The sequence below is a fragment of the Rhodococcus sp. ENV425 genome, assembly GCF_002887785.1.
Classification (GTDB): Bacteria; Actinomycetota; Actinomycetes; order Mycobacteriales; family Mycobacteriaceae; genus Rhodococcus; species Rhodococcus aetherivorans.
In genome coordinates this window covers 1-23,069 of sequence record NZ_PCZU01000019.1, presented here as the reverse complement: position 1 = coordinate 23,069, position 23,069 = coordinate 1, and the positions used below count along the sequence as shown (strand labels likewise).

General features: G+C 71.6%; 23 protein-coding genes and 2 pseudogenes. 14 read left to right on the top strand and 11 right to left on the bottom strand.

Going from position 1 to position 23,069, the window contains the following annotated elements; translation table 11 throughout:
- Together CQZ88_RS00895 and CQZ88_RS00890 are read left to right on the top strand one after the other, a co-directional pair.
- Positions 1-250: pseudogene (locus tag CQZ88_RS00895) on the top strand (lycopene cyclase); the annotation flags it as partial.
- Between the two features lie 52 nt (positions 251-302).
- Positions 303-1,280 (top strand): Ku protein, encoded by a 978-nt coding sequence (locus tag CQZ88_RS00890; RefSeq protein WP_102799105.1) that lies wholly within the window; start codon positions 303-305, stop codon positions 1,278-1,280.
- Positions 1,281-1,343: 63 nt separating this feature from the next.
- On the opposite strand, the gene CQZ88_RS00885 is transcribed toward CQZ88_RS00890, so the two are convergent.
- The 8 genes from CQZ88_RS00885 to CQZ88_RS00850 all read right to left on the bottom strand — a co-directional run bounded on the left by CQZ88_RS00885 (position 1,344) and on the right by CQZ88_RS00850 (position 8,369).
- Entirely contained in the window at positions 1,344-1,820 is a 477-nt protein-coding gene (locus CQZ88_RS00885) for a MarR family winged helix-turn-helix transcriptional regulator (RefSeq protein WP_029543656.1), read from the bottom strand.
- An 8-nt stretch (positions 1,821-1,828) separates the two neighbouring features.
- Positions 1,829-2,209: a metal-sulfur cluster assembly factor gene (locus tag CQZ88_RS00880; protein WP_006939268.1), complete on the bottom strand. Its 381-nt coding sequence runs from the start codon at positions 2,207-2,209 to the stop codon at positions 1,829-1,831.
- On the bottom strand, positions 2,209-2,706 hold the full coding sequence (gene sufU / locus CQZ88_RS00875) for a Fe-S cluster assembly sulfur transfer protein SufU (protein ID WP_006939267.1): 498 nt from the start codon (positions 2,704-2,706) through the stop codon (positions 2,209-2,211). Before sufU ends, CQZ88_RS00880 begins: the two co-directional genes overlap by 1 nt.
- On the bottom strand, positions 2,706-3,959 hold the full coding sequence (locus tag CQZ88_RS00870; protein WP_006939266.1) for a cysteine desulfurase: 1,254 nt from the start codon (positions 3,957-3,959) through the stop codon (positions 2,706-2,708). Before CQZ88_RS00870 ends, sufU begins: the two co-directional genes overlap by 1 nt.
- A 14-nt stretch (positions 3,960-3,973) precedes the next feature.
- Complete coding sequence (sufC, locus tag CQZ88_RS00865) at positions 3,974-4,774, bottom strand: Fe-S cluster assembly ATPase SufC (protein WP_006939265.1); 801 nt, start codon at positions 4,772-4,774, stop codon at positions 3,974-3,976.
- Between the two features lie 44 nt (positions 4,775-4,818).
- A complete protein-coding gene (gene sufD, locus CQZ88_RS00860) occupies positions 4,819-6,054 on the bottom strand; it encodes a Fe-S cluster assembly protein SufD (RefSeq protein ID WP_102799104.1) in 1,236 nt (411 codons plus the stop codon).
- Positions 6,055-7,500: a Fe-S cluster assembly protein SufB gene (sufB, locus tag CQZ88_RS00855; protein ID WP_006939262.1), complete on the bottom strand. Its 1,446-nt coding sequence runs from the start codon at positions 7,498-7,500 to the stop codon at positions 6,055-6,057.
- Between the two features lie 89 nt (positions 7,501-7,589).
- The gene (locus CQZ88_RS00850) at positions 7,590-8,369 is read right to left on the bottom strand and encodes a metalloregulator ArsR/SmtB family transcription factor (protein WP_006939260.1); all 780 of its coding nucleotides are present in this window, start codon (positions 8,367-8,369) and stop codon (positions 7,590-7,592) included.
- 59 nt (positions 8,370-8,428) lie between these two features.
- Between CQZ88_RS00850 and mptB the strand changes: the two are divergent.
- The 4 genes and pseudogenes from mptB (at position 8,429) to CQZ88_RS00830 (ending at position 12,930) form a co-directional block, all read left to right on the top strand.
- A pseudogene (gene mptB, locus CQZ88_RS00845) lies at positions 8,429-10,175 on the top strand (polyprenol phosphomannose-dependent alpha 1,6 mannosyltransferase MptB).
- A complete protein-coding gene (locus tag CQZ88_RS00840; RefSeq protein WP_006939255.1) occupies positions 10,172-11,116 on the top strand; it encodes an ABC transporter ATP-binding protein in 945 nt (314 codons plus the stop codon). Before mptB ends, CQZ88_RS00840 begins: the two are co-directional and overlap by 4 nt.
- Positions 11,113-11,910, top strand: a complete 798-nt coding sequence (locus CQZ88_RS00835; protein WP_102799103.1) for an ABC transporter permease — start codon at positions 11,113-11,115, stop codon at positions 11,908-11,910. The genes CQZ88_RS00840 and CQZ88_RS00835 overlap by 4 nt, the downstream gene beginning before the upstream one ends.
- A gap of 54 nt (positions 11,911-11,964) precedes the next feature.
- On the top strand, positions 11,965-12,930 hold the full coding sequence (locus tag CQZ88_RS00830) for a heme A synthase (RefSeq protein ID WP_006939252.1): 966 nt from the start codon (positions 11,965-11,967) through the stop codon (positions 12,928-12,930).
- A gap of 79 nt (positions 12,931-13,009) precedes the next feature.
- Here the strand turns inward: CQZ88_RS00830 and CQZ88_RS00825 are convergent, their stop codons facing one another.
- A complete protein-coding gene (locus CQZ88_RS00825) occupies positions 13,010-13,351 on the bottom strand; it encodes a hypothetical protein (protein WP_006936605.1) in 342 nt (113 codons plus the stop codon).
- A 22-nt stretch (positions 13,352-13,373) separates the two neighbouring features.
- On the opposite strand from CQZ88_RS00825, the gene CQZ88_RS00820 reads away from it, so the two are divergent.
- Positions 13,374-14,339 carry a quinone oxidoreductase gene (locus tag CQZ88_RS00820; RefSeq protein WP_006936604.1) on the top strand — a complete coding sequence of 322 codons (966 nt, stop codon included), beginning with the start codon at positions 13,374-13,376 and terminating at the stop codon, positions 14,337-14,339.
- 87 nt (positions 14,340-14,426) lie between these two features.
- Here the strand turns inward: CQZ88_RS00820 and CQZ88_RS00815 are convergent, their stop codons facing one another.
- The gene (locus CQZ88_RS00815; RefSeq protein ID WP_006936603.1) at positions 14,427-15,404 is read right to left on the bottom strand and encodes a heme o synthase; all 978 of its coding nucleotides are present in this window, start codon (positions 15,402-15,404) and stop codon (positions 14,427-14,429) included.
- A 184-nt stretch (positions 15,405-15,588) separates the two neighbouring features.
- Here CQZ88_RS00815 and tkt point away from each other — a divergent pair, with 184 nt between their 5' ends.
- The 5 genes from tkt to pgl are packed head-to-tail and all read left to right on the top strand — an operon-like array spanning position 15,589 to position 22,044.
- The gene (gene tkt, locus CQZ88_RS00810) at positions 15,589-17,691 is read left to right on the top strand and encodes a transketolase (RefSeq protein ID WP_102799102.1); all 2,103 of its coding nucleotides are present in this window, start codon (positions 15,589-15,591) and stop codon (positions 17,689-17,691) included.
- Between the two features lie 5 nt (positions 17,692-17,696).
- The gene (gene tal, locus CQZ88_RS00805; protein WP_029543636.1) at positions 17,697-18,833 is read left to right on the top strand and encodes a transaldolase; all 1,137 of its coding nucleotides are present in this window, start codon (positions 17,697-17,699) and stop codon (positions 18,831-18,833) included.
- 4 nt (positions 18,834-18,837) lie between these two features.
- The gene (zwf, locus tag CQZ88_RS00800) at positions 18,838-20,379 is read left to right on the top strand and encodes a glucose-6-phosphate dehydrogenase (protein ID WP_006936597.1); all 1,542 of its coding nucleotides are present in this window, start codon (positions 18,838-18,840) and stop codon (positions 20,377-20,379) included.
- Positions 20,376-21,284: a glucose-6-phosphate dehydrogenase assembly protein OpcA gene (gene opcA, locus CQZ88_RS00795; RefSeq protein WP_373566476.1), complete on the top strand. Its 909-nt coding sequence runs from the start codon at positions 20,376-20,378 to the stop codon at positions 21,282-21,284. Before zwf ends, opcA begins: the two co-directional genes overlap by 4 nt.
- Complete coding sequence (gene pgl, locus CQZ88_RS00790) at positions 21,277-22,044, top strand: 6-phosphogluconolactonase (protein WP_006936592.1); 768 nt, start codon at positions 21,277-21,279, stop codon at positions 22,042-22,044. Before opcA ends, pgl begins: the two co-directional genes overlap by 8 nt.
- Positions 22,045-22,047: 3 nt before the next feature.
- Here the strand turns inward: pgl and CQZ88_RS29685 are convergent, their stop codons facing one another.
- Complete coding sequence (locus tag CQZ88_RS29685) at positions 22,048-22,209, bottom strand: hypothetical protein (protein WP_006936590.1); 162 nt, start codon at positions 22,207-22,209, stop codon at positions 22,048-22,050.
- Between the two features lie 150 nt (positions 22,210-22,359).
- Here CQZ88_RS29685 and CQZ88_RS00785 point away from each other — a divergent pair, with 150 nt between their 5' ends.
- Entirely contained in the window at positions 22,360-22,848 is a 489-nt protein-coding gene (locus tag CQZ88_RS00785; RefSeq protein WP_006936589.1) for an SRPBCC domain-containing protein, read from the top strand.
- 11 nt (positions 22,849-22,859) lie between these two features.
- The gene (locus CQZ88_RS00780) at positions 22,860-23,054 is read left to right on the top strand and encodes a hypothetical protein (RefSeq protein WP_006936588.1); all 195 of its coding nucleotides are present in this window, start codon (positions 22,860-22,862) and stop codon (positions 23,052-23,054) included.
- The last annotated feature ends 15 nt before the right edge of the window (positions 23,055-23,069 follow it).

The window sequence follows — 23,069 nt, the reverse complement described above, 5'->3', positions numbered from 1 at the left end:
GGCGGCGTTGTGGTCCCCGTCCGCGCGTGCGGTCGCGCAGCTGCGCGCCTCGGGGCTGCGGGTGCTGCTGGGACTACGCCCGGAACAGACCCCGGCGTTCTTCGCGGGGTTCTTCACGCTGCCACCGGAACGCCAGCGCTCCTACCTGTCGGGCCGCACCGACCTCGGCGGGACGGTGGCGGCGATGACCCGGATGTTCGCGACGGGTTCGCCGGCGTTGCGCGGGGCGATGCTGCGCGCCCTGTGGTGAGGAGTTCGCCCGGTTCCGCGCGGCGGGCGCCGATCTCGACCATGATGGAACCATGCGTTCGATCTGGAAGGGTTCCATCGCGTTCGGGCTGGTGAACGTGCCGGTGAAGGTGTATTCGGCCACGGAGAGCCACGACATCCGGTTCCACCAGGTGCATGCGAAGGACGGCGGGCGGATCAAGTACGACCGGATCTGCACCGAGTGCGGCGAGTCGGTGCCCTACGCCGAGATCGACAAGGCCTACGACTCCGACGAGGGCGTGCGGGTCGTGCTCGCCGACGAGGACTTCGACAAGCTGCCCGTCGCGGAGAAACACGAGATCCCGGTGCTGCAGTTCGTCCCGACCGAGCAGATCGACCCGATCCTGTTCGAGAAGTCGTACTACCTCGAGCCGGACTCGTCGTCGCCGAAGGCGTACACGCTGCTGGCCGAGACGCTCACGCAGACCGATCGCACCGCACTGGTGCACTTCACGCTGCGGCAGCGCACCCGGCTGGCGGCGCTGCGCAACCGCGACGGCGTGCTCGTGCTGCAGACCCTGCTGTGGCCGGACGAGGTGCGGTCGGTGGCGTTCCCGGTGCTCGACGACGCGGAGCCGCCGAAGCAGAAGGAACTGGCGATGGCGGAGATGCTCGTCGAGTCGATGGCCGACGACTTCCGTCCGGACGAGTTCACCGACGAGTACCAGGTCGAGCTGCGGTCGCTGATCGACGACATCATCGCCCGGGGCGGCGAGAAGGTGCTGCCGGTGACCCCGGCGGGGGAACCCGCCGCCGAGGACGCCGAGGTGCTGGACCTGGTGGCTGCGCTGCAGCGCAGCGTGGACGCCGCCGCGGCCGGCGACGAGTCGGGCGCGGCCGCGCCCGCCCGGGGCGCGGCGGCGAAGAAGACACCCGCCAGGAAGAGCGCCGCGAAGAAGACGCCGGCGAAGAAGACCACGGCCGAGAAGCCCACCGCGAAGAAGACGGCGGCGAAGAAGACCATCGAGAAGGCCCCCGCGAAGAAGTCCACCGCGCGCAAGCGGGCCTGAGGCCCCGGCACCGGCCGGGGCCTCAGGTGTCGGATGGGTGCCGGCCGCGGCCGGCACCACATCTCAGTCCAGTCCGTCGCCGAGGCGGCGCAGGAGCGCCGTGAGCTGCTCCACGTCGGCCGTGTCCCATGCGGACAGCCGGCGACGCCACCGCGCCGTCTGCTCGCGCTGCAACGCGGTCAGCCGCTCCCGGCCTTCCGGGGTGAGCGCCACGAGCCGCGCCCGCGCGTCCTGCGGGTCCGTCGTCCGCTCGACCAGGCCGAGCCGGGCGGCGGCGTCGATGCGCCGCGTCAACGTCGACTTCTCGATGGCGAGATCCGCGAGCAGCTCCGACATCGCCACCGCGTCGGCGCGGCCGAGCAGCACCAGCAGCGGGTAGCACGCCGGATCCAGCCGGGGGTGGACGGCGCGGGCCCGCTCCCCCATCTGTGCCCGGCCGCGGCGCATCAGCGCCATGAACTCGTGTTCGAGGGCGGTGATCGGATCCGGGGAGCTGCCGGCCCCCGGATCCGGGGGCGCCTGGGAGCTGGGCCGGGTCACCGGCCGCGTCAGACGGTGAAGCCGAGCGCGCGCAGCTGCTCGCGACCGTCCTCGGTGATCTTGTCCGGCCCCCACGGCGGCATCCACACCCAGTTGATGCGCAGCTCGTCGCACAGGCCGCTGCGGACGAGAGCGTTGCGGGACTGGTCCTCGATCACATCGGTGAGCGGGCAGGCCGCCGACGTGAGCGTCATGTCGATGGTGACGGCCTCGTCGTCCTCGGTGATGCCGTAGACCAGGCCCAGGTCGACGACGTTGATTCCGAGCTCGGGATCGACGACGTCGCGCATCGCCTCCTCGAGCTCCTCGAACCGCTCGGGGTCGAGGGTGGGAGCCGCGTCCGGGGCTGCGGCGGTGGTCTCGTCCGCCGGGGTCACGGGTTCGGTCATCAGTTCTGTCCTCCGCTGGCTACGGGTGCGGTGCTGTGAGTGCTGTGGGTGCTGTGGATGCTGTCGGCGATCTGCACGACGGCGTCCTTGAAGGCCATCCAGCCCAGCAGCGCACACTTCACGCGCGCCGGGTATTTCGAGACGCCGGCGAAGGCGATGCCGTCGCCGAGTACGTCCTCGTCGCCCTCGACGGTCCCGCGGCTGCCGACCATCTCCGCGAACGCGTCGACGGTGGCCAGGGCCCGGTCCAGCGGCTCCCCGATCACCTGGTCGGTGAGCACCGAGGTGGACGCCTGGCTGATCGAGCAGCCCTGCCCGTCGTAGGAGACGTCCGCGACGGTGCCGTCGTCGGCGAGATGCACCCGCAGCGTCACCTCGTCGCCGCAGGTGGGGTTCACGTGGTGCACCTCCGCGCCGTAGGGCTCGCGCAGACCCCGGTGGTGCGGGTGCTTGTAGTGGTCCAGGATGACCTCCTGGTACATCTGCTCCATCCGCATCAGCGCGCTCCGAAGAAGGCCTGGGCCCGGCGGATCGCCGCGCCGAGCGCGGCCACCTCGTCGAGCGTGTTGTACACGGCGAAGGAGGCGCGGGCGGTCGCCGCGACCCCGAATCGACGGTGCAGCGGCCACGCGCAGTGGTGCCCGACGCGGATCTCGACGCCCTCGTCGTCGAGGATCTGCCCGAGATCGTGGGCGTGGATGCCGTCGACGACGAACGACACCGCCCCGCCGCGCTGCTCGGCCGTGGTGGGGCCGACGATCCGCACGCCGTCGATGCCGGCGAGTTCGGCGAGGGCCGCCGCGGTGAGCTCGTGCTCGTGCGCGGCGACGGCGTCCATGCCGATCTGCTGCAGGTACCGCACCGCGGCGCCGAGACCGACGGCCTGCGACGACATCGGTGAGCCGGCCTCGAAGCGCTGCGGCGGCGGCGCGAACGTCGACGCCTCCATGGTGACGGTTTCGATCATCGAGCCGCCGGTGATGAACGGCGGCACGTCGGCGAGCAGCTCACGGCGGCCGTAGAGGACGCCGACGCCGGAGGGGCCGAACATCTTGTGGCCGGAGAACGCGGCGAAGTCGACGCCGAGCGCGTGGAAGTCCACGCTCATGTGCGGCACGGACTGGCAGGCGTCGAGGACGACGATCGCGTCGACGGCCTTCGCGCGCCGTACCAGCTCCTCGACCGGCGCCACGGCCCCGGTGACGTTGGACTGGTGGGTGAAGGCGACGACCTTGACCCGGTCGGTGAGTTCGAGGGAGTCGACGTCGATGCGGCCGTCGTCGGTCACGCCGAACCAGCGCAGCGTCGCGCCGGTGCGCCGGGCGAGTTCCTGCCAGGGCACCAGGTTGGCGTGGTGTTCGAGTTCGGTGACGACGATCTCGTCGCCGGGCCCGAGGCGCCGCGGGAACCGGGCGTCGGCGAAGGCGTAGGCGACGAGGTTGAGCGATTCGGTGGCGTTCTTGGTGAACACCACCTCGTCGGGATCCGCGCCGACGAAGTCGGCGATCACGGCGCGGGCGCCCTCGTAGGCGTCGGTGGCCTCCTCGGAGAGCTCGTGCGCTCCCCGGTGCACGGCCGCGTTGCAGGTGGTCAGGAACGCGCGTTCGGCGTCGAGGACCTGCGTCGGGCGCTGCGAGGTGGCCCCGGAGTCGAGGTAGACCAGGGGCTTTCCGTCGCGCACCGTGCGCCCGAGGATCGGGAAGTCGGCCCGGATCCGGGCGACGTCCACCGTGGGCACCTGCACCGTCATCGGCTCACTGCTCCTTACTTGTCGGCACCCGCGGCCGCGGCGGCGGCCTGGGTGAAGCGCACGTAACCGTTGGTCTCGAGTTCCTCGGCCAGCTCCGCGCCACCGGACTCGACGACGCGGCCGCCGACGAACACGTGCACGAACTGCGGCTTGATGTAGCGCAGGATGCGGGTGTAGTGGGTGATCAGCAGCACGCCGCCGTGCTCGCGTTCCTGGTAGCGGTTGACGCCCTCGGACACCACGCGCAGCGCGTCGACGTCGAGGCCGGAGTCGGTCTCGTCGAGGATGGCGATCTTCGGCGCGAGCAGGCCCAGCTGCAGGATCTCGTGGCGCTTCTTCTCGCCACCGGAGAAGCCCTCGTTGACGGAGCGGTCACCGAACGCCGGGTCGATGTCGAGTTCGGTCATCGCCGACTTGACCTCCTTGACCCAGTGCCGCAGCTTCGGCGCCTCGCCGCGGACCGCGGTCGCGGCGGTGCGCAGGAAGTTCGACATGGACACGCCCGGAACCTCGACGGGGTACTGCATGGCCAGGAACAGGCCGGCGCGGGCCCGCTCGTCCACGCTCATCGCGAGCACGTCCTCGCCGTTGAGGGTGATCGACCCGGAGGTCACCTCGTACTTGGGGTGGCCGGCGATGGCGTACGACAGGGTGGACTTGCCCGACCCGTTGGGGCCCATGATGGCGTGCGTCTCCCCGGACCGGACGGTGAGGTTCACGCCCTTGAGGATGTTGATCGGCTCGGCGTTGTCGTCGGTCTGGGCGACGCGGACGTGCAGGTCCTTGATCTCGAGGACGTTCTGCTCGGGGGACATGTCGGTAACGGTTCCTTCGCGAAGATGGGGAGAACGGGTGGGGGTCAGGCGCCGACGGCGGCGAGCTCGGCCTCGATGGCGGCCTCGAGCCGCTCCCGGACGGCGGGCACGGTGATCTTCTCGACGAGTTCGTGGAAGAATCCGCGGACCACCAGGCGGCGCGCCTGCTCCTCGGAGATGCCGCGGGCACGCAGGTAGAACAGCTGCTCGTCGTCGAACCGGCCGGTGGCGCTGGCGTGACCGGCGCCGACGATCTCGCCGGTCTCGATCTCGAGGTTGGGCACCGAGTCGGCGCGGGCACCGTCGGTGAGCACCAGGTTGCGGTTCAGCTCGAAGGTGTCGGTGCCCTCGGCCTCGGCGCGGATGAGCACGTCCCCGATCCACACGGTGTGCGCGTCCGGCTTGCCGGAGCCCGGATCGCCCTGCAGGGCACCCTTGTACACCACGTTGGACTTGCAGTGCGGCTGCGCGTGGTCCACGAGCAGGCGCTGCTCGAGGTGCTGGCCGGCGTCGGCGAAGTACAGACCGAGCATTTCGGCGTCGCCACCGGGCGCGTCGTACCTGACGGTCGGCGACACGCGCACGAGGTCACCGCCGAGGCCGACGGTGAAGTGCCGCAGCACGGCGTCGCGGCCGAGGCGGGCGTGGTGGGCCGTCACGTGTACCGCATCGTCGGCCCAGTCCTGGATGGCGACGATGTTCAGGCGCGAGCTGTCGCCGAGGACGAACTCGACGTTCTCCGCGTAGGTGCCGGAACCGCGCTGGTCGAGGACGACGGTGACCGACGCGAACGGCTCGAGCCGCACCTGCAGGTGTCCGAACGCGACCTTCCCCTCCCCGGGGCCGGTGACGGTGATCGTGACCGGCTCGGTGACCTCGACCTCGCGGCCGACGGTGACGACGGTGGCGGTGGTGAAGCCCGAGTAGGCCTGGGCGGCGACACGGTCGGCCGGCACGCCGCCTTGGCCGAGGCGGGCATCGTCGCGGCCGACGGTCTCGACCTGCACCCCCTCGACGGGGGTGACCTCGACGGTGGTGGCGCCGTCGGCGACCGCGGTGCCGTCGTGCAGGCCCCGCAGCCGGCGCAGCGGGGTGAACCGCCAGGCCTCGTCGCGACCGGAGGGGATCTCGAAGGCGTTCACGTCGAACGACGTGAAGACCTCCCCCTTGTTGACGGCCGGCCCGCGGGCGGTCTTGATCGCGGGCCCGGTGGCGTTCTCCGAGCGCACGGCTCCCTGCACCCCGGTGGCGGTGGGGGTGTTCTTCGCTTCCGCAGTCATTTAGCCGACTGCCCCTTCCATCTGCAGTTCGATCAGGCGGTTGAGCTCGAGCGCGTACTCCATCGGCAGTTCCTTGGCGATGGGCTCGACGAAGCCGCGCACCACCATCGCCATCGCCTCGTCCTCGGTCAGTCCGCGGCTCATCAGGTAGAACAGCTGGTCGTCGGAGACCTTGGAGACGGTCGCCTCGTGGCCCATCGTCACGTCGTCCTCACGGATGTCGACGTACGGGTAGGTGTCCGAGCGGGAGATCTGGTCGACGAGCAGTGCATCGCACTTGACGGTCGACTTCGACCCGTGGGCGCCCTTGTTGACCTGGACCAGGCCGCGGTAGGAGGCGCGACCGCCGCCGCGGGCCACCGACTTCGACACGATGGTCGAGGAGGTGTGCGGCGCCAGGTGCAGCATCTTCGCGCCGGTGTCCTGGTGCTGGCCCTCGCCGGCGAACGCCACGGACAGCACCTCGCCGCGGGCGTGCTCACCCATCATCCATACGGCCGGGTACTTCATGGTGACCTTGGAACCGATGTTGCCGTCGATCCACTCCATCGAGCCGCCGGCCTCGACCTTGGTGCGCTTGGTGACGAGGTTGTAGACGTTGTTCGACCAGTTCTGGATGGTCGTGTAGCGGCAGTGCCCGCCCTTCTTGACGATGATCTCCACCACCGCCGAGTGCAGCGAGTCCGACTTGTAGATCGGGGCGGTGCAGCCCTCGACGTAGTGCACGGAGGCGCCCTCGTCGACGATGATCAGGGTCCGCTCGAACTGGCCCATGTTCTCGGTGTTGATCCGGAAGTAGGCCTGCAGCGGGATGTCGACGTGCACGCCGGGCGGGACGTAGATGAACGAGCCGCCCGACCACACGGCGGTGTTCAGCGCGGAGAACTTGTTGTCGCCGGCCGGGATGACCGACCCGAAGTACTCCTTGAAGATCTCCGGGTGCTCGCGCAGGCCGGTGTCGGTGTCGAGGAAGATCACACCCTGGGACTCGAGGTCCTCACGGATCTGGTGGTAGACCACCTCCGACTCGTACTGCGCGGCGACACCGGCGACGAGGCGCTGCTTCTCCGCCTCGGGGATGCCGAGCCGGTCGTAGGTGTTCTTGATGTCCTCGGGCAGCTCTTCCCAGCTCGCGGCCTGCTTCTCGGTGGAGCGCACGAAGTACTTGATGTTGTCGAAGTCGATGCCCTCCAGGTTCGAGCCCCACACCGGCATCGGCTTCTTCTCGAAGGTGCGCAGCGCCTTGAGGCGGATGTCGAGCATCCACTCGGGCTCGTCCTTCTTCGCGGAGATGTCGCGCACGACCGCCTCGGACAGGCCTCGCTGGGCCGTGGCGCCGGCGGCGTCGGAATCCGACCAGCCGTAGCCGTAGTGACCGAGGGACGCGATGGTCTCCTCCTGTGTCAGCGGCGCGCCGGCCGACGCCTGATCCGATGTGACGGTCATGTGAGCTCCTTCCGGAGTCTTGTTCGGTGCCGGCGAGGGCTGATCGCCGGCGGACAACGTGTTGCTCTGTCGGGGGAAGCGGGTCGTGCTCAGGTCTTGCCGATGTCCGGCGGCAGCACCGGGACGTGGGTGGTGCAGAAACTGTCGCCGTTGGCGATGGTCGCCAGCCGCTGCACATGGGTGCCCAGGATCTCGGTGAACGCCTCCCGTTCGGCCTCGCACAGCTCCGGGAACTGCTCGGCCACGTGCGAGACCGGGCAGTGGTGCTGGCAGATCTGCACGCCGGTGCCCACCCGCCGGGTCGACGCCGCGAACCCGGCGTCGGTGAACGCCGCCGCGATGTCCTCGGCGGTGGCCTCGATCTCGGTGGCGCTCCCGGACTCCGCGGGCGGGACCCCGCCGAGGATGGACTGCACGCGCCGCCGGGCGAAGTCCTCGATGGCGGCCTCGCCGCCGACCTCCCGCAGGTGCCGCATCGCAGCACTGGCGAGGTCGTCGTAGGAGTGTCCCAGCCGGGCCCGGCCCACCGCGGTGAGCTGGAATCGGCGCGCCGGCCGTCCCCGTCCCCGGCCCTCCCGCCGCGGCGGCGGAGCAGCCTGGGCCTCGCCGGTGTCGATGAGGGCGTCGAGGTGGCGGCGCACCCCGGCCGCGCTCAGGCCGAGCCGGGCACCGATCTCGGTGGCCGTGATCGGACCCTCCTCGAGCAGCAGCTGCACCACCGCCGCCCGGGTCTGGCCCTCGTGCGTGCCCGGCGCCTGGGTGACCGGGAACGCGGCGACAGGCGTGTGACCTGCGCGTTCCTCGTGCACCCGGGCAGCGGACGTCGTTTTCACAACACCAGTGTGACGGAATTCCCCGGGCCGGTCCACAAAGGGTGCCCTACCTAACTGCGGCGGGGCCCGGTTCCCGGCCCCGCTACGCTGCTCGGGTGCCGTCGCCCACCGTGGAACCCGACCCGACCGGCCCGGCGCCGAGCCGCCGCGCCGCGGACCTCGGAGCCCGTGCCGTGGAACTCGGCCGCCGTGCCCTCGGACTCGACGGCCGCGGCGGCGACCCGGCCGTGGCCGCGATCCTGCACGGCGACGAACTCGAGGGCCGCGGCCTCGACGCCACCGAGACCACCCAGTTGCACCGGATCCGGTTGTTCGGCGCGACGGGCACCGTGCTCATGGCGGTCGGCGCGCTCGGCGCCGGCGCGCAGCCGGTGCTGCAGAATCCCGTCCAGGGTCTGCGCCTGCTCGGGCTGCCCGCGCGCATGCCCAGCGCCGCGCTGACCCTCACCATGACCGGCACCGTGCTGGTGGTCCTCGCGTGGCTGTTGCTCGGCCGCTTCCGCGATCGGCCGCCGCGACCCGGACGGGGTGCCCCGCCGGCTCACCCGCTCCCAGCTCGACCGCACGCTGCTGCTGTGGATCCTGCCGTTGATCGTGGCACCCCCGATGTTCAGCAAGGATGTGTACTCGTATCTCGCGCAGAGCGAGATCGCCGCCCGCGGACTCGACCCGTACGGGATCGGCCCGGCCGGTGCCCTGGGCGTCGACCACGTCCTGACCCGTACCGTGCCCAACATCTGGCGCGACACCCCCGCCCCCTACGGACCGGCGATCCTGTGGCTGGGGCAGCGCATCACCGACCTGACCGGCGAGAACATCGTCGCCGGGGTCTTCCTGCACCGCGTCTCCGCGCTCGCCGGGGTCGCGCTGATCGTGTGGGCGCTGCCGCGGCTCGCGCGCCGCTGCGGCGTCGCCTCCGTCAGCGCCCTGTGGCTCGGCGCGGCCAACCCGCTGCTGCTGTTCCACCTCGTCGCCGGCATCCACAACGAGGCCCTGATGCTCGGCCTCATGCTCGCCGGTCTCGAGCTCGCGCTGCGCGGCATCCACACCCCCGATCCGGCGGGGCCGCTGCGCGGCCGGGCACTCGCCTGGCTGCTGGCCGGTTCCGCCGTGATCGCGTTGTCGTCGATGGTGAAGGTCCCCTCGCTGCTCGCCCTCGGCTTCGTCGGGATGGCGCTCGCGCACCGCTGGGGCGGCACCCTGCGCGCCGTGGCCGCCGCCGCCGCACTGCTCGCCGTGGTCGCCGCCGTCGTCGTGGGCGCGGTCAGCTGGGGCAGCGGCCTCGGCTTCGGCTGGACCCAGACGCTCGGCACCGCAACCGAGGTGCGCAGCTGGATGTCCATCCCGACGCTGCTCGGCCTGGGCACCGGCCTGGCCGGGGTGCTGCTCGGGCTCGGCGACCACACCACCGCGATCCTGTCGCTCACCCGGCCCGTCGCCGCGCTGATCGCGGCGCTGGTGACGGTGCGGATGATGTTGGCGGTGCTCACCGGCCGGCTGCATCCCGTCGGCGCGCTCGGCGTGTCCCTCGGCGCGATCGTGCTGCTGTTCCCGGTGGTGCAGCCGTGGTACCTGCTGTGGGCGGTGATCCCCCTGGCCGCGTGGGCCACCCGGCCGATCTTCCGGCTCCCCACGGTGGCGTTCTCGTCGCTGGTGAGCGTGATCCTCATGCCCAACGGCGGCGAGTACCAGCCGTTCATCATCGTCCAGGCGGCCATCGCGACGGTCGTCGTCGTGGGCCTGGCCATCTTCGCCACCCGCAACCGGCTGCCCTGGCGCGACGAGGAGGACGCACCACCGCGTCCCGCCGATTCGCCCGGCGCCTACGCTGGAACCTCGTGACCTCGAGATCCCCCGTCGCTGCGCCACCCGCCGTACGCCTGGAGGGCGTCGTCAAGCGATTCGGCGACCTCACCGCGGTCGACGGTCTCGACCTGACCGTCGAACGCGCCCAGGTACTCGCGCTGCTCGGCCCCAACGGTGCCGGCAAGACCACCACCGTGGAGATGTGCGAGGGCTTCGTCGCACCCGATTCCGGCACCGTGCGCGTCCTCGGGCTCGACCCGATCGCCGACTCCGAGGCCCTGCGCCCGCGGATCGGGGTCATGCTGCAGGGCGGCGGCGCCTACCCGGGGTCCAAGGCCGGGGAGATGCTCGACCTGGTGGCTGCCTATTCCGCGGATCCGCTGGATCCGGCCTGGCTGCTGCGCAGCCTCGGGCTCGAGGAGGCCCGCCGCACCCCGTACCGGCGGCTGTCCGGCGGGCAGCAGCAGCGGCTCGCGCTGGCGTGCGCGCTCGTCGGCCGGCCGGAACTCGTCTTCCTCGACGAGCCGACCGCAGGTCTGGACGCGCAGGCGCGGTTGCTGGTCTGGGAACTGATCGACGCCCTGCGGCGCGACGGAGTCGCGGTGCTGCTCACCACGCACCTGATGGACGAGGCCGAGGAGCTCGCCGACGAGGTCGTCATCATCGATCACGGCCGGATCGTGGCCGCCGGTACCCCCGCCGAGGTCGCCCGCACCGGCGCGGAGGGCCAGTTGTGGCTCACCGCCGCCGCGGGTCTGGACCTCGCTCCCCTGCGCGCCGCCCTGCCGGACACGTTCCGGGTGCGCGAGGCCGGTCCCGGCCGGTACCTGGTGGAGGGCCCCATCGATCCGCAGGTCGTCGCGGTGGCCGCGTCGTGGTGCGCGGACCAGGGCGTCCTGGCCAGCGAGATCCGGGTGGACCAGCGCAGCCTCGAGGACGTGTTCCTGGACCTGACCGGACGGGAGATCCGAGGATGAGCATGTCGCACGAGCGGCTGGCGGCCAACCGGTTCGCCCCCGGCACCTTCAGCCCGCGGCCCCGGCCGAACGCCCCGGCGGCGATGCTCGCCGCGCAGACCCGCATGGAACTGCTGCTGCTGCTGCGCAACGGCGAGCAGCTGCTGCTGACGATGTTCATCCCGATCACCCTGCTGATCGGGCTCACCCTGCTCCCGATCGGCGACCTCGGCGCCACCCGGGTCGACCGGGTCCTGCCGGCCGTGATGACGGTCGCGGTGATGTCCACGGCGTTCACCGGGAAGGCCATCGCGGTCGGATTCGACCGCAGATACGGTGCATTGAAAAGACTCGGCGCCACCGCGCTGCCGAAGTGGGGCATCATCGCAGGCAAGAGCGGCGCGGTCGCGCTCGTCGTGGCGCTGCAATCGATTCTGCTGGGCGGCATCGGCCTCGCCCTCGGCTGGCGCCCCGAGCCGGTCGGGCTGCTCCTCGGGGCCGTCGTCATCGCGCTGGGGACCGTGACGTTCGCGACGCTGGGCCTGCTGCTCGGCGGCACGCTGCGCGCCGAGATCGTGCTGGCCCTGGCCAACATCATCTGGTTCGTGCTGCTCGGCATCGGCAGCGTCGTCCTCGCCGGCGACGGCCTGCACGAGGCGGTGGTGCACGTGGCCCGCCTGGTTCCGTCGGGGGCGCTCGCCCTCGCCCTCGACGACGCGCTGCGCGGCAGCATCGACTGGCTTGCCGTCGCGATCCTCGGCGCGTGGGCGGCCGTCGGCGGCTTCCTGGCGAGCCGGCTGTTCCGCTTCGTCTGACCCGGCACCCCACCCCACTACAGCCTGTAGTGGACCGGCCCGTACCATCGTCATGTGCTGTATCGCGGCTTTCTGAGCCTTGTCGACCGTCTGCCCCTGCCGTCCCTGCGGACCCAGCGGCTGCTCGCGCTGATCGCGATCCTGACCCAGGGCGGTATCGCCGTGACCGGGTCGATCGTCCGCGTGACCGCGTCCGGCCTGGGGTGCCCCACCTGGCCGCAGTGCTTCCCGGGCAGCTTCGTGCCCGTCGGCGTGTCCGAGGAGGTCGCCACCCTGCACCAGGTCGTCGAGTTCGGCAACCGGCTGCTGACCTTCGTCGTCGTCGCCTCCGCCGCGGCGGTCGTGCTGGCCGTGACCCGCGCCCGGCGCCGCCGCGAGGTCCTCACCTATGCCTGGCTGATGCCCGCCGGCACCGTCCTGCAGGCCGTCATCGGCGGCATCACCGTGCTCGCCGGCCTGGCCTGGTGGACCGTGGCGGTGCACCTGCTGGCGTCGATGCTGATGGTGTGGCTCGCGGTGCTGCTGTACGCGAAGGTCGGCGAGCCCGACGACGGGGTGGTCGTAGAGACGATCCCCCGCCCGCTGCGGACCCTCACCGCCCTGTCCGCTGCGCTGCTCGCCGGGGTGCTCGTCGCGGGCACGATGGTCACCGGCGCCGGCCCGCACGCCGGCGACAAGAGCGCCGACAGGCCGGTGCCGCGCCTCGAGATGGACATCGAGTCGCTGGTGCACCTGCACGCCGAGCTGCTCGTCGGATACCTCGGCCTGCTCGTCGGCCTGGCCTTCGCGCTGTACGCCGTCGCCGCCCCCCATCCGGTGAAGAAGCGCCTGCACGTGCTGCTCGCTCTCGTCGTCGCCCAGGCCCTGGTCGGGGTCGTGCAGTACTTCACCGACGTGCCCGCCGCACTCGTCGCCGTGCACGTCGCCGGTGCCGGGCTGTGCACGGCCGCCACGGCGGCGGTGTGGGCGGCCGGGCGGGTCCGCACCACCGAACCGGTCCGCGAACCGGTCACCGTCTGACGCCGGCGCACGCGATACGGCGAAACGGCTCCGGGGGCCGCCCGTGACGGGCGGCCCCCGGAGCCGTTTCGAGGATCGGTCAGCGCTCGTTGCGCGCCCGCGGGAACCGGGTCTGGTTGGCCACCCAGCCGGCCATCTTCTTCCAGTGGCCCTGCTGCGGGGTCGCGATGCTGGTCACCTCCCGGTCCCACTCCGAGACGGTGACGTCCGGCAACGCCTGGACCACGGCGTGCGCGGTGGCGAGATCCCGCACCACCCGGTCGCCGAGCACCCCGTCCTCGGCGACGAGGGTGATGCGCACCGCGCCCCGCGCGACCGGCTGCAGCACCGCCTTGGCGGAGCCGCCGTGCGCGGCGACGAAGCTGCGGAAGGACTTCACGATGTCGGCCGGTGCGGCCACGACCTGAGTATCGGCGCTCATGCCTGCAGAATACTGTGAACGCATGCGCGCAATCGAAGTGGCACGGTTCGGCGGCCCCGAGGTGCTCACCCTCGTCGACCTCCCGGCTCCCGAGCCCGGCCCAGGTCAGCTGCTGGTACGGACCGACGCCGTGGGCATCAACTTCATCGACACCTACTTCCGCACCGGGCTGTACCCGCGGGAGCTGCCGTACGTCCCCGGGACCGAGGGCACCGGCCGCGTCGTCGCGGTGGGTGAGGGCGTGGCCGACGTGGGGGTCGGCGACCGGGTGAGCTGGGCGTCGGCCGACGGTTCCTACGCGGAACAGGTGCTCGTGCCGGCGGCGGTGGCCGTACCGGTGCCCGACCCCGTTCCCGCCGAGCAGGCCGCGTCGGCGCTGCTCCAGGGCATGACCGCGCACTACCTGCTGAATTCGACGTATCCGGCGCAGCCCGGCGAGACGGTGCTGGTGCACGCGGGCGCCGGCGGCGTGGGCCTGCTGCTCACCCAGCTCGCCGCCGCGAAGGACGTGCGGGTGATCACGACCGTCTCCACCGACGAGAAGGAGACCCTGTCGCGGGAGGCGGGCGCGGCCGAGGTGCTGCGCTACACCGACGACCTCGCCGAGCGGGTCCGTGACCTCACCGGCGGGGAGGGCGTCGCGGCCGTCTACGACGGGGTCGGCGCCGCCACGTTCGAGTCGTCGCTCGCATCGCTGCGCATCCGCGGCACGCTGGCGCTGTTCGGCGCCGCCAGCGGCCCGGTGCCGCCGTTCGACCTGCAGCGACTCAACCCGGCCGGCTCGCTGTACGTCACCCGCCCCACCCTCGCGCACCACGTGCGAACGCGCGAGGAGCTGATGTGGCGGGCGGGCGACGTGTTCGCCGCCGTCGCCGACGGCACCCTGACCGTCCGTGTCGGCGCCCGGTACCCGCTGGCGCAAGCGGAGCAGGCACACCGGGACCTCGAGGCCCGCCGCACGACCGGCTCGATTGTGCTGGTCCCCTGAGGCCCGCCCCGAGCGAATGTATCGTTCCGTCGCTCAGCGGCAGCGGACGATACATTCGCTCGGCCCCGGCGCGGACGCTGACGCGGATCAGAAGAACGAGGCGACGGTGCGCAGGTCGAGCACCGAGTCCACGGCCAGGCCCAGGCACACCAGGGCGAGGTAGTTGTTGGACTGCAGGAACAGCTTGAGCGGCTTGACCGCCGCTCCGCCCCGGACGCTGCGGTACAGCTGGTGCGCGACGAGCAGGAACCACGCGCCCGCGGCGACGGTCACCACCGCGTACACCAGGCCGGCGGCCGGCACGAGCACCAGCGTCGCCAGGACGGTCGCCCACGTGTAGAGCAGGATCTGCTTGGTGACGTGCTGCTCGCTCGCGATCACGGGCAGCATGGGCACGCCGGCGGCCTTGTAGTCCTCCTTGTAGCGCATCGCCAGGGCCCACGTGTGCGGCGGCGTCCAGAAGAAGATCACCAGGAACAGCACGATCGGTTCCCAGCTCAGCGAGCCGGTGACCGCGGCCCAGCCGACCATCACCGGCATGCACCCGGCGGCTCCGCCCCACACCACGTTCTGCCAGGTCCTGCGCTTGAGGACCATCGTGTAGACCAGCACGTAGAAGGCGATCGTGGCAACGACGAGCAGGCCGGCGAGCAGGTTCGCCCGCCACCACAGCCAAAGGAACGACACGACGCCGAGCACCATGCCGAACACGAACGCGTGCCGGGTCGGGACGGCCTGCCGGGCCAGCGGCCGCAGCGCCGTCCGTTTCATCACCTTGTCGATGTCGGCGTCGACGACACAGTTCAGCGCATTCGCGCTGGCCGCGCCCATCCACCCGCCGAACAGGGTGCTCAGGATGAGCACCAGGTCGACCTCGCCGCGGTCGGCGAAGAGCATCGCCGGGATGGTCGCCACCAGCAGCAGCTCGATCACGCGCGGCTTGGTCAGCGCGATATAGGCGAGCACCGTGCCCGAAACGCGTCCCCACACCGTGTCGGGGCGAGGCGCCCGGGGTGTCTCGGGGGCGCCGAAGCCGTGTCCTCCCGGCCGTTGCCCTGCCCGCACCCTGTCTCCTTGCACCACGCGATTACGCACCTTCGCTCGCCGTCGCCCTACTACGAACGATGGTAGACGTCGCGCAGGCCCGGACCGAATCGACCCGCAAAGCGCAGCACATTACTCTGGAGGGGCGCTCGAGGCTTTCGCGCCCGCACGCTCCCCGTATACCCATGTCAGGAGACTTCTGCTCGTGTCGATCACAGACGAGATCCGCTCTCTCACCCAGGCAGTGCACCCCGCCGACTGGACCGACCTCGACACCAAGGCCGTCGACACCGCCCGCGTGCTCGCCGCCGACGCGGTCCAGAAGGTGGGTAACGGACACCCCGGCACGGCGATGAGCCTGGCCCCGGTGGCCTACACGCTGTTCCAGAGGGTGATGCGGCACGACCCGACAGACCCGCACTGGGTGGGACGGGACCGGTTCGTGCTCTCGTGCGGGCACTCGAGCCTGACCCTCTACATCCAGCTGTACCTGTCGGGCTACGGGCTCGAGCTCGCCGACCTCGAGGCGCTGCGCACGTGGGGTTCGAAGACCCCCGGCCACCCCGAGTTCGGGCACACCGCGGGGGTGGAGATGACCACCGGCCCGCTCGGGCAGGGCCTGGCCTCCGCCGTGGGCATGGCGATGGCGGCGCGCCGCGAACGCGGCCTGTTCGACCCGGACGCGGCGACCGGCGCGAGCCCGTTCGACCACCACGTCTACGTCCTCGCCTCCGACGGCGACATCGAGGAGGGCGTGACGTCGGAGGCCTCGTCCCTCGCGGGCGTGCAGCAGCTCAGCAACCTGATCGTCTTCTACGACGACAACAAGATCTCCATCGAGCACGACACGGCGATCGCGCTCGGTGAGGACGTCGCCAAGCGCTACGAGGCGTACGGCTGGCACGTGCAGACCGTCGAGGGCGGCGAGAACGTCACCGCGATCCTCGACGCCGTCGAGGCCGCCAAGGCCGTCACCGACAAGCCGTCGCTCGTCGTGCTGCGCACCATCATCGGCTACCCGGCGCCGACCAAGATGAACACCGGCGACGTGCACGGCGCCGCCCTCGGCGCCGACGAGGTCGCCGCCGTCAAGACCGCCCTCGGCTTCGACCCCGCCAAGCACTTCGACGTCGACCCGGCCGTGATCGAGCACACCCGCGCCGTCGTCGAGCGCGGCGCGGCGGCCCGCACCGCATGGCAGGCCGAGTTCGACGCGTGGGCGGGCCGGGAGCCGCAGCGCAAGGAGCTGTTCGACCGGTTGCAGTCCGGGGAGTTCCCGGCCGGCTGGACCGAGGTGCTGCCCACCTACGAGCCGGCCGCCAAGGGCCCGGCCACCCGCAAGGCGTCCGGCAGCGCCCTCGCCGCGCTCGGTCCGGTGCTGCCCGAGCTGTGGGGCGGTTCGGCGGACCTGGCGGGCTCGAACAACACCACGATCCCCGGCTCGGATTCGTTCGGCCCGGTGTCGATCTCCACGAAGGACTGGAACGCCCAGCCGTACGGGCGGACGCTGCACTTCGGCGTGCGCGAGCACGCGATGGGTTCGATCCTCAACGGCATCGCCCTGCACGGCCCGACCCGCCCCTACGGCGGCACCTTCCTGGTGTTCAGCGACTACATGCGTCCCGCGGTGCGGCTCGCCGCGCTCATGCAGACCCCGGCGATCTACGTGTGGACCCACGACTCGATCGGCCTCGGCGAGGACGGCCCGACGCACCAGCCGGTCGAGCACCTCACGGCGCTGCGCGCCATCCCCAACCTGGCCGTGATCCGCCCCGGCGACGCGAACGAGACCTCGTTCGCGTGGGCCGCCGCGCTGGAGAACAAGACCGGCCCGACCGCCCTGGCCCTGACCCGCCAGGACGTGCCGGTGCTGGAGGGCACCCGCGAGAAGGCCGCCGAGGGCCTGGCCCGCGGCGCGTACGTGCTGGCCGAGGCGTCGAGCGGCACCCCGGAGGTGGTGCTGCTCGGCACCGGCTCGGAGTTGCAGCTCGCCGTCGCGGCCCGCGAGGTCCTCGAGGCCGACGGCGTCCCCACCCGCGTGGTGTCGGTGCCGGTCCTCGACTGGTTCCTCGAGCAGGACCAGGCGTACCGCGACGCGGTGCTGCCGCCGGCGGTGCGTGCCCGCGTCTCCGTCGAGGCCGGCCTGGCGATGCCGTGGTACCGCCTGCTCGGCGACGCCGGTGAGGCCGTTTCGCTCGAGCACTTCGGCGCCTCCGCCGACCACAAGACCCTGTTCCGCGAGTTCGGCATCACCGCCGAGGCCGTCGTCGACGCCGCCCGCCGCTCGCTGACCCGAGTGAAGGGATGATCCCGATGACCCAGCAGGTAACCCAGAACGAGAACCTCGCCCAGCTCTCGGCCGCCGGTGTGTCCGTGTGGCTCGACGACCTCTCCCGGGACCGCATCGAGTCCGGCAACCTTGCCGAGCTGATCGCCACCCGCAGCGTGGTGGGCGTGACCACCAACCCGTCGATCTTCCAGGCCGCGCTCAGCAAGGGTCACGTCTACGACGCCCAGGTCCGTGAGCTCGCCCTGGCCGGCGCCGACGTGGACACCACCATCCGCACCGTCACCACCGACGACGTGCGCGCCGCGTGCGACGTCCTGGCCCCGGTGTTCGAGGCCACCGGCGGCGTCGACGGCCGCGTCTCCATCGAGGTCGACCCGCGGCTGGCGCATTCCACCGATGCGACCGTGCAGCAGGCGATCGAGCTGTGGCGCATCGTGGACCGCCCCAACCTGCTCATCAAGATCCCCGCGACGGTGGCCGGCCTGCCCGCCATCGCCCGCGTGATCGGCGAGGGCATCAGCGTGAACGTGACGCTGATCTTCTCGGTCGAGCGCTACGAGCGGGTCATCGAGGCCTACCTCGACGGCCTGACCGCCGCCAAGTCGGCCGGCCACGACCTGTCGACGATCCACTCGGTGGCCTCGTTCTTCGTCTCCCGCGTCGACACCGAGATCGACGCGCGGCTCGAGGCCATCGGCACCCCCGAGGCCCTCGCGCTGCGCGGTAAGGCCGGCGTCGCCAACGCCCGCCTGGCGTACGCGGCGTACCGCCGGGCGTTCGAGTCGGGTGCCCGGTTCGAGCAGCTCGCCGCCGCCGGGGCGCGGCCGCAGCGCGCTCTGTGGGCGTCGACCGGGGTGAAGAACCCGGAGTACTCGGACACCCTGTACGTCACCGAGCTGGTCGCCCCGCACACGGTCAACACCATGCCGGAGAAGACCCTCGAGGCCGTCGCCGACCATGGGGAAGTCACCGGCGACACGGTCACCGGCACCGAGAAGGCCGCCGCGAACGTGTTCTCCGCGCTGTCGACGATCGGGGTGAACCTGCCCGAGGTGTTCCGCAAGCTCGAGGACGAGGGCGTCGAGAAGTTCGAGGTGTCCTGGAACGAGCTGCTCGCCGCCACCTCCGAGCAGCTGATCGCGCACGGCGCGAAGAGCTGACGCGGTGCGCGAACCCGAGACGGCGGCGTGGGTCAACCCACTCCGGGACGAGCGCGATCGGCGGCTGCCCCGGATCGCCGGGCCGTGCGCCCTGGTGATCTTCGGGGTCACCGGTGACCTGGCCCGCCGCAAGCTGATGCCGGCGGTGTACGACTTGGCCAACCGCGGCCTGCTGCCGCCCGGGTTCGCGCTCGTCGGCTTCGCCCGGCGGGACTGGGTCGACGAGGACTTCGGCCGGGTCGTCCACGACGCGGTGAAGGCCAACTCGCGCACCAAATTCCGCGAGGAGGTGTGGAACCGCCTGGCCGAGGGCATTCGCTTCGTGCAGGGCAGCTTCGACGACGACGCCGCGTTCGCCGAACTCGCGTCGACGCTCGCCGAACTGGACAAGGCCCGCGGCACGGGCGGCAACCACGCCTTCTACCTCTCCATCCCGCCGAATGCGTTCCCGGTGGTGTCGGCGCAGCTGAAGCAGTCCGGGCTCGCGATCGCGCGGGAGGGCACGTGGAGCCGCGTGATCATCGAGAAGCCGTTCGGCCACGACCTGACGAGCGCCCGGGAGCTGAACCGGCTGGTCGCCGAGGTGTTCCCCGAGGAGGCGGTGTTCCGCATCGACCACTACCTCGGCAAGGAGACGGTGCAGAACATCCTGGCGTTGCGGTTCGCGAACCAACTGTTCGACCCGCTGTGGAACGCGCACTACGTCGACCATGTCCAGATCACGATGGCCGAGGACATCGGCCTCGGCGGCCGCGCCGGCTATTACGACGGCATCGGCGCCGCCCGGGACGTGATCCAGAACCACCTGTTGCAGCTGCTCGCGTTCATCGCCATGGAGGAACCGATCAGCTTCGACCCGGCCGAGTTGCGGGCGGAGAAGATCAAGGTGCTCTCCGCGACCAGGCTCGCCGAGCCCCTCGACGAGACCACCGCCCGCGGCCAGTACATCGCGGGCTGGCAGAACGGCGGTCAGGTCGTCGGCCTGCACGAGGAGCAGGGCTTCGCGGCCGACTCGACCACCGAGACGTACGCGGCGATCACGTGCGAGATCGACACCCGCCGCTGGGCCGGAGTGCCGTTCTACCTGCGCACCGGCAAGCGCCTGGGCCGGCGCGTCACCGAGATCGCGATCGTGTTCAAGCGGGCCCCGCACCTGCCGTTCGATCAGACGATGACCACCGAGCTCGGCCAGAACGCACTCGTGATCCGGGTGCAGCCGGACGAGGGGGTCACCCTCCGCTTCGGCTCCAAGGTGCCCGGGTCGGGCATGGAGGTCCGCGACGTCAACATGGACTTCAGCTACGGCCAGGCGTTCACCGAGTCCTCCCCCGAGGCGTACGAGCGGCTCATCCTCGATGTGCTGCTCGGCGTGCCGTCCCTCTTCCCCGTCGACGACGAGGTCGAGCTGTCGTGGAAGATCCTCGACCCCGTGCTCGAGCACTGGGCGGCACACGGTAAGCCCGAACCGTACGAGGCCGGCACCTGGGGACCGTCGGCGGCCGACGAGATGCTCCGTCGCTCGGGCCGCGAATGGAGACGCCCGTGAGAATGCAGTTGCGCAACGCGACCGCGATCGACATCAGCAAGCAGCTGGTCCAGCTGCGGCAGACCGGGGGCATCGTCACGCAGGGGCGCGTGCTCACGCTGGTGGTGTGCACCGACGGTCCGCGCGGACTCGAGGCCGCGATCACCGCGGCCATCGGGGCGTCGCGGGAGCATCCGTGCCGTGTGATCGTCGTCGGCCGCGGCCGCGCGGGCGGCGAACCGCGCATGGATGCGGAGATCCGCATCGGCGGCGACGCCGGCGCCTCGGAGGTGCTGATCCTCGCGTTGCACGGCCCGCTCGCCGACCACCAGGAATCGGTGATCGTGCCGTTCCTGCTGCCGGACACCCCGGTGGTGGTGTGGTGGCCGAACACGCCCCCGGAGGTGCCCGCGGCGGATCCGGTGGGCCGGCTCGCCGTGCGTCGCCTGACGGACGCGACGAACTCTTCGCGCCCCATGGCCGAGATCGTCTCCCGGCTGCCCGGCTACACCCCCGGCGACACCGACCTCGCGTGGGGCCGAATCACCTACTGGCGGGCGTTGCTCGTCTCCGCGCTCGACCAGCCGCCGTTCGAGCCGATCGAGTCGGCGCTGGTGTCGGGGCTCGGCAGCGAACCCGCGGTGGATCTGCTCGCGGGCTGGCTCGCGAGCCGGATCGACGGCCCGGTCCAGCGCGCGGTGGGCGATCTGCGGGTCGAACTGCGCACCCGCACCCAGACGATCTCGCTCGAGCGGCCCCAGGACGGGCGTGTCGCGACGTTGCGGCGCACCGGTAAACCCGATTCGCTGATCACGCTCGCACGCCGCGACTCCTCGGAATGCCTCGCCGAGGAACTGCGACGGCTCGACCCCGACGAGGTGTACCACTCGGCCCTGACCGCACTGTCCAAGGTGGAGTATGTCTGACGTGCACGACACTTCCCAGAACGTCCGCGTGCGGCGCTGCGAGACGGGCGACGACGTCGCGCGAGCGGCCGCCGCAGCCTTCGTCGAGGCCGTGGTCGCCGCGCAGCACGCCCGCGGCCGCGCGTCGGTGGTGCTCACCGGGGGCGGCACCGGCATCGCCGTGCTCGATGCGGTCCTGCGTGCCCCCGGTGGGATCGACTGGTCCGCGGTCGACGTGTACTTCGGCGACGAGCGATATCTGCCGCCGGGCGACCCGGAGCGCAACGAGGTCCAGGCGCGCGCGGCGCTGCTCGACCACGTGCCGCTCGATCCGGCGCGGGTGCACGCGATGCCCACCCTCGACGAGGCCGGGGCCGGTTCCCCCGACTCGGCGGCGCACACGTACGAAGAGGTGCTCGCCGCGAACTCCCCCGACGGCACGACCCCCGAGTTCGACGTGCACCTGCTGGGCATGGGCGGCGAGGGCCACATCAACTCCCTGTTCCCGCACACCGACGCGGTGCGCGAGCAGGACCGCTTCGTCGTCGGCGTCGAGGACTCCCCCAAGCCGCCCGCCGCGCGGGTCACGCTCACCCTTCCCGCGATCCGTCGCGCCCGGCAGGTGTGGCTGCTCGTCACCGGTGCGGCCAAGGCCGAGGCCGTCGCGGCCGCGGTGGGCGGCGCCGCCCCGGTGGACGTCCCGGCGGCCGGGGCGCGGGGCCGCGAGCAGACCGTGTGGTTCCTCGATGCGGAGGCCGCCGCGGCACTGCCCGCCGACTGACCGTCACCGCCACGGTCCGTCCCGGTCGGGCTCGCCCGCCCGTGGATCCGGGGGCCGGCAGCCGTCGGTCACGCCGCAGCGCAGGCGCGCGGTCCAGCTCGGGTTGCGGGTCGTGTGCAGCCCGGTGAAGCGGGCACGGCTGCAGCGCACCGTCCTACGGTCCATGGTGGGGCTCCTCCCCTGTGGTGTTCCCTGCCTCGTTCGACGCCGCGGCCGCCCCGGCGGTTCCCCGCCGAGTCGGTCCGACCCCGAACCCGGCAGGGTGACACCCGGCGGATCACAATGGGGACAGCACTGCGTGGAAAGGAGCGTTCGATGAGCACCCCGACCACCGTCCTCGGCGAGATCCGTCCCGAGCACGGCTGTCCGGACGGGTCCTCGCTCGTGACCCTGCACTACGTGCGCAGTTTCGCGCTGCCGGTGGGCGAGGTGTGGGCGGCGTTGACCGAGTCGGACCGGCTCGAACGCTGGTACGGACGGTGGACGGGCGACCCCACCTCCGGACGGGTGCGGCTGACGATGACCGACGAGCACGACACGGCGACGACGGACGTGCGGATCCTGCGCTGCGATCCACCCCACGAGCTCGGCGTCGACCAGGACGGGTGGCATCTCGAGGTCACCGTGAAGCAGGTCGGTGTCGTCACCACGCTCGAGTTCTCCCACCGGCACGTACCGCGGTCGGAGACCTCGGAGGTCGGTCCCGGCTGGCAGTACTATCTCGACCGGCTCGACGCCGTGCTCGCCGGCCGCGCCCTGCCCCGCTGGGACGGCTACCTCGACCTCGCCGACGAGTACCGCTGAACACCGCACAGGTGCTGGGCCGGCTCGCCGACGCCCTCGGCCACCGCGGAATCCGTCTGTACCCGGCCCGCGACAGCGGGGTGGTCCGCGACGTGCTCGTCGCCGCCGGGGACGAGGCCTTGCTCGCGCACGCGCATCCGACCGTGGAGGCGGCGGGCACCGCTGCCCGCGTCGAACTGGACGAGGCCGACGGTCCGGATCGGTGACTGCGCCCGCGCACG

Excerpts from the sequence above, each read along its gene's own strand:
- CQZ88_RS00880 (WP_006939268.1), bottom strand. The coding sequence starts at position 2,209 with ATGACCGAACCCGTGACCCCGGCGGACGAGACCACCGCCGCAGCCCCG.
- sufU (WP_006939267.1), bottom strand. The coding sequence starts at position 2,706 with ATGCGGATGGAGCAGATGTACCAGGAGGTCATCCTGGACCACTACAAG.
- CQZ88_RS00820 (WP_006936604.1), top strand. The coding sequence starts at position 13,374 with ATGCGCGCAATCGAAGTGGCACGGTTCGGCGGCCCCGAGGTGCTCACC.
- sufD (WP_102799104.1), bottom strand. The coding sequence starts at position 6,054 with ATGACTGCGGAAGCGAAGAACACCCCCACCGCCACCGGGGTGCAGGGA.
- CQZ88_RS00785 (WP_006936589.1), top strand. The coding sequence starts at position 22,360 with ATGAGCACCCCGACCACCGTCCTCGGCGAGATCCGTCCCGAGCACGGC.
- CQZ88_RS00890 (WP_102799105.1), top strand. The coding sequence starts at position 303 with ATGCGTTCGATCTGGAAGGGTTCCATCGCGTTCGGGCTGGTGAACGTG.
- CQZ88_RS29685 (WP_006936590.1), bottom strand. The coding sequence starts at position 22,209 with ATGGACCGTAGGACGGTGCGCTGCAGCCGTGCCCGCTTCACCGGGCTG.
- tal (WP_029543636.1), top strand. The coding sequence starts at position 17,697 with ATGACCCAGCAGGTAACCCAGAACGAGAACCTCGCCCAGCTCTCGGCC.
- CQZ88_RS00825 (WP_006936605.1), bottom strand. The coding sequence starts at position 13,351 with ATGAGCGCCGATACTCAGGTCGTGGCCGCACCGGCCGACATCGTGAAG.
- pgl (WP_006936592.1), top strand. The coding sequence starts at position 21,277 with ATGTCTGACGTGCACGACACTTCCCAGAACGTCCGCGTGCGGCGCTGC.
- sufC (WP_006939265.1), bottom strand. The coding sequence starts at position 4,774 with ATGTCCCCCGAGCAGAACGTCCTCGAGATCAAGGACCTGCACGTCCGC.
- CQZ88_RS00835 (WP_102799103.1), top strand. The coding sequence starts at position 11,113 with ATGAGCATGTCGCACGAGCGGCTGGCGGCCAACCGGTTCGCCCCCGGC.
- sufB (WP_006939262.1), bottom strand. The coding sequence starts at position 7,500 with ATGACCGTCACATCGGATCAGGCGTCGGCCGGCGCGCCGCTGACACAG.
- CQZ88_RS00870 (WP_006939266.1), bottom strand. The coding sequence starts at position 3,959 with ATGACGGTGCAGGTGCCCACGGTGGACGTCGCCCGGATCCGGGCCGAC.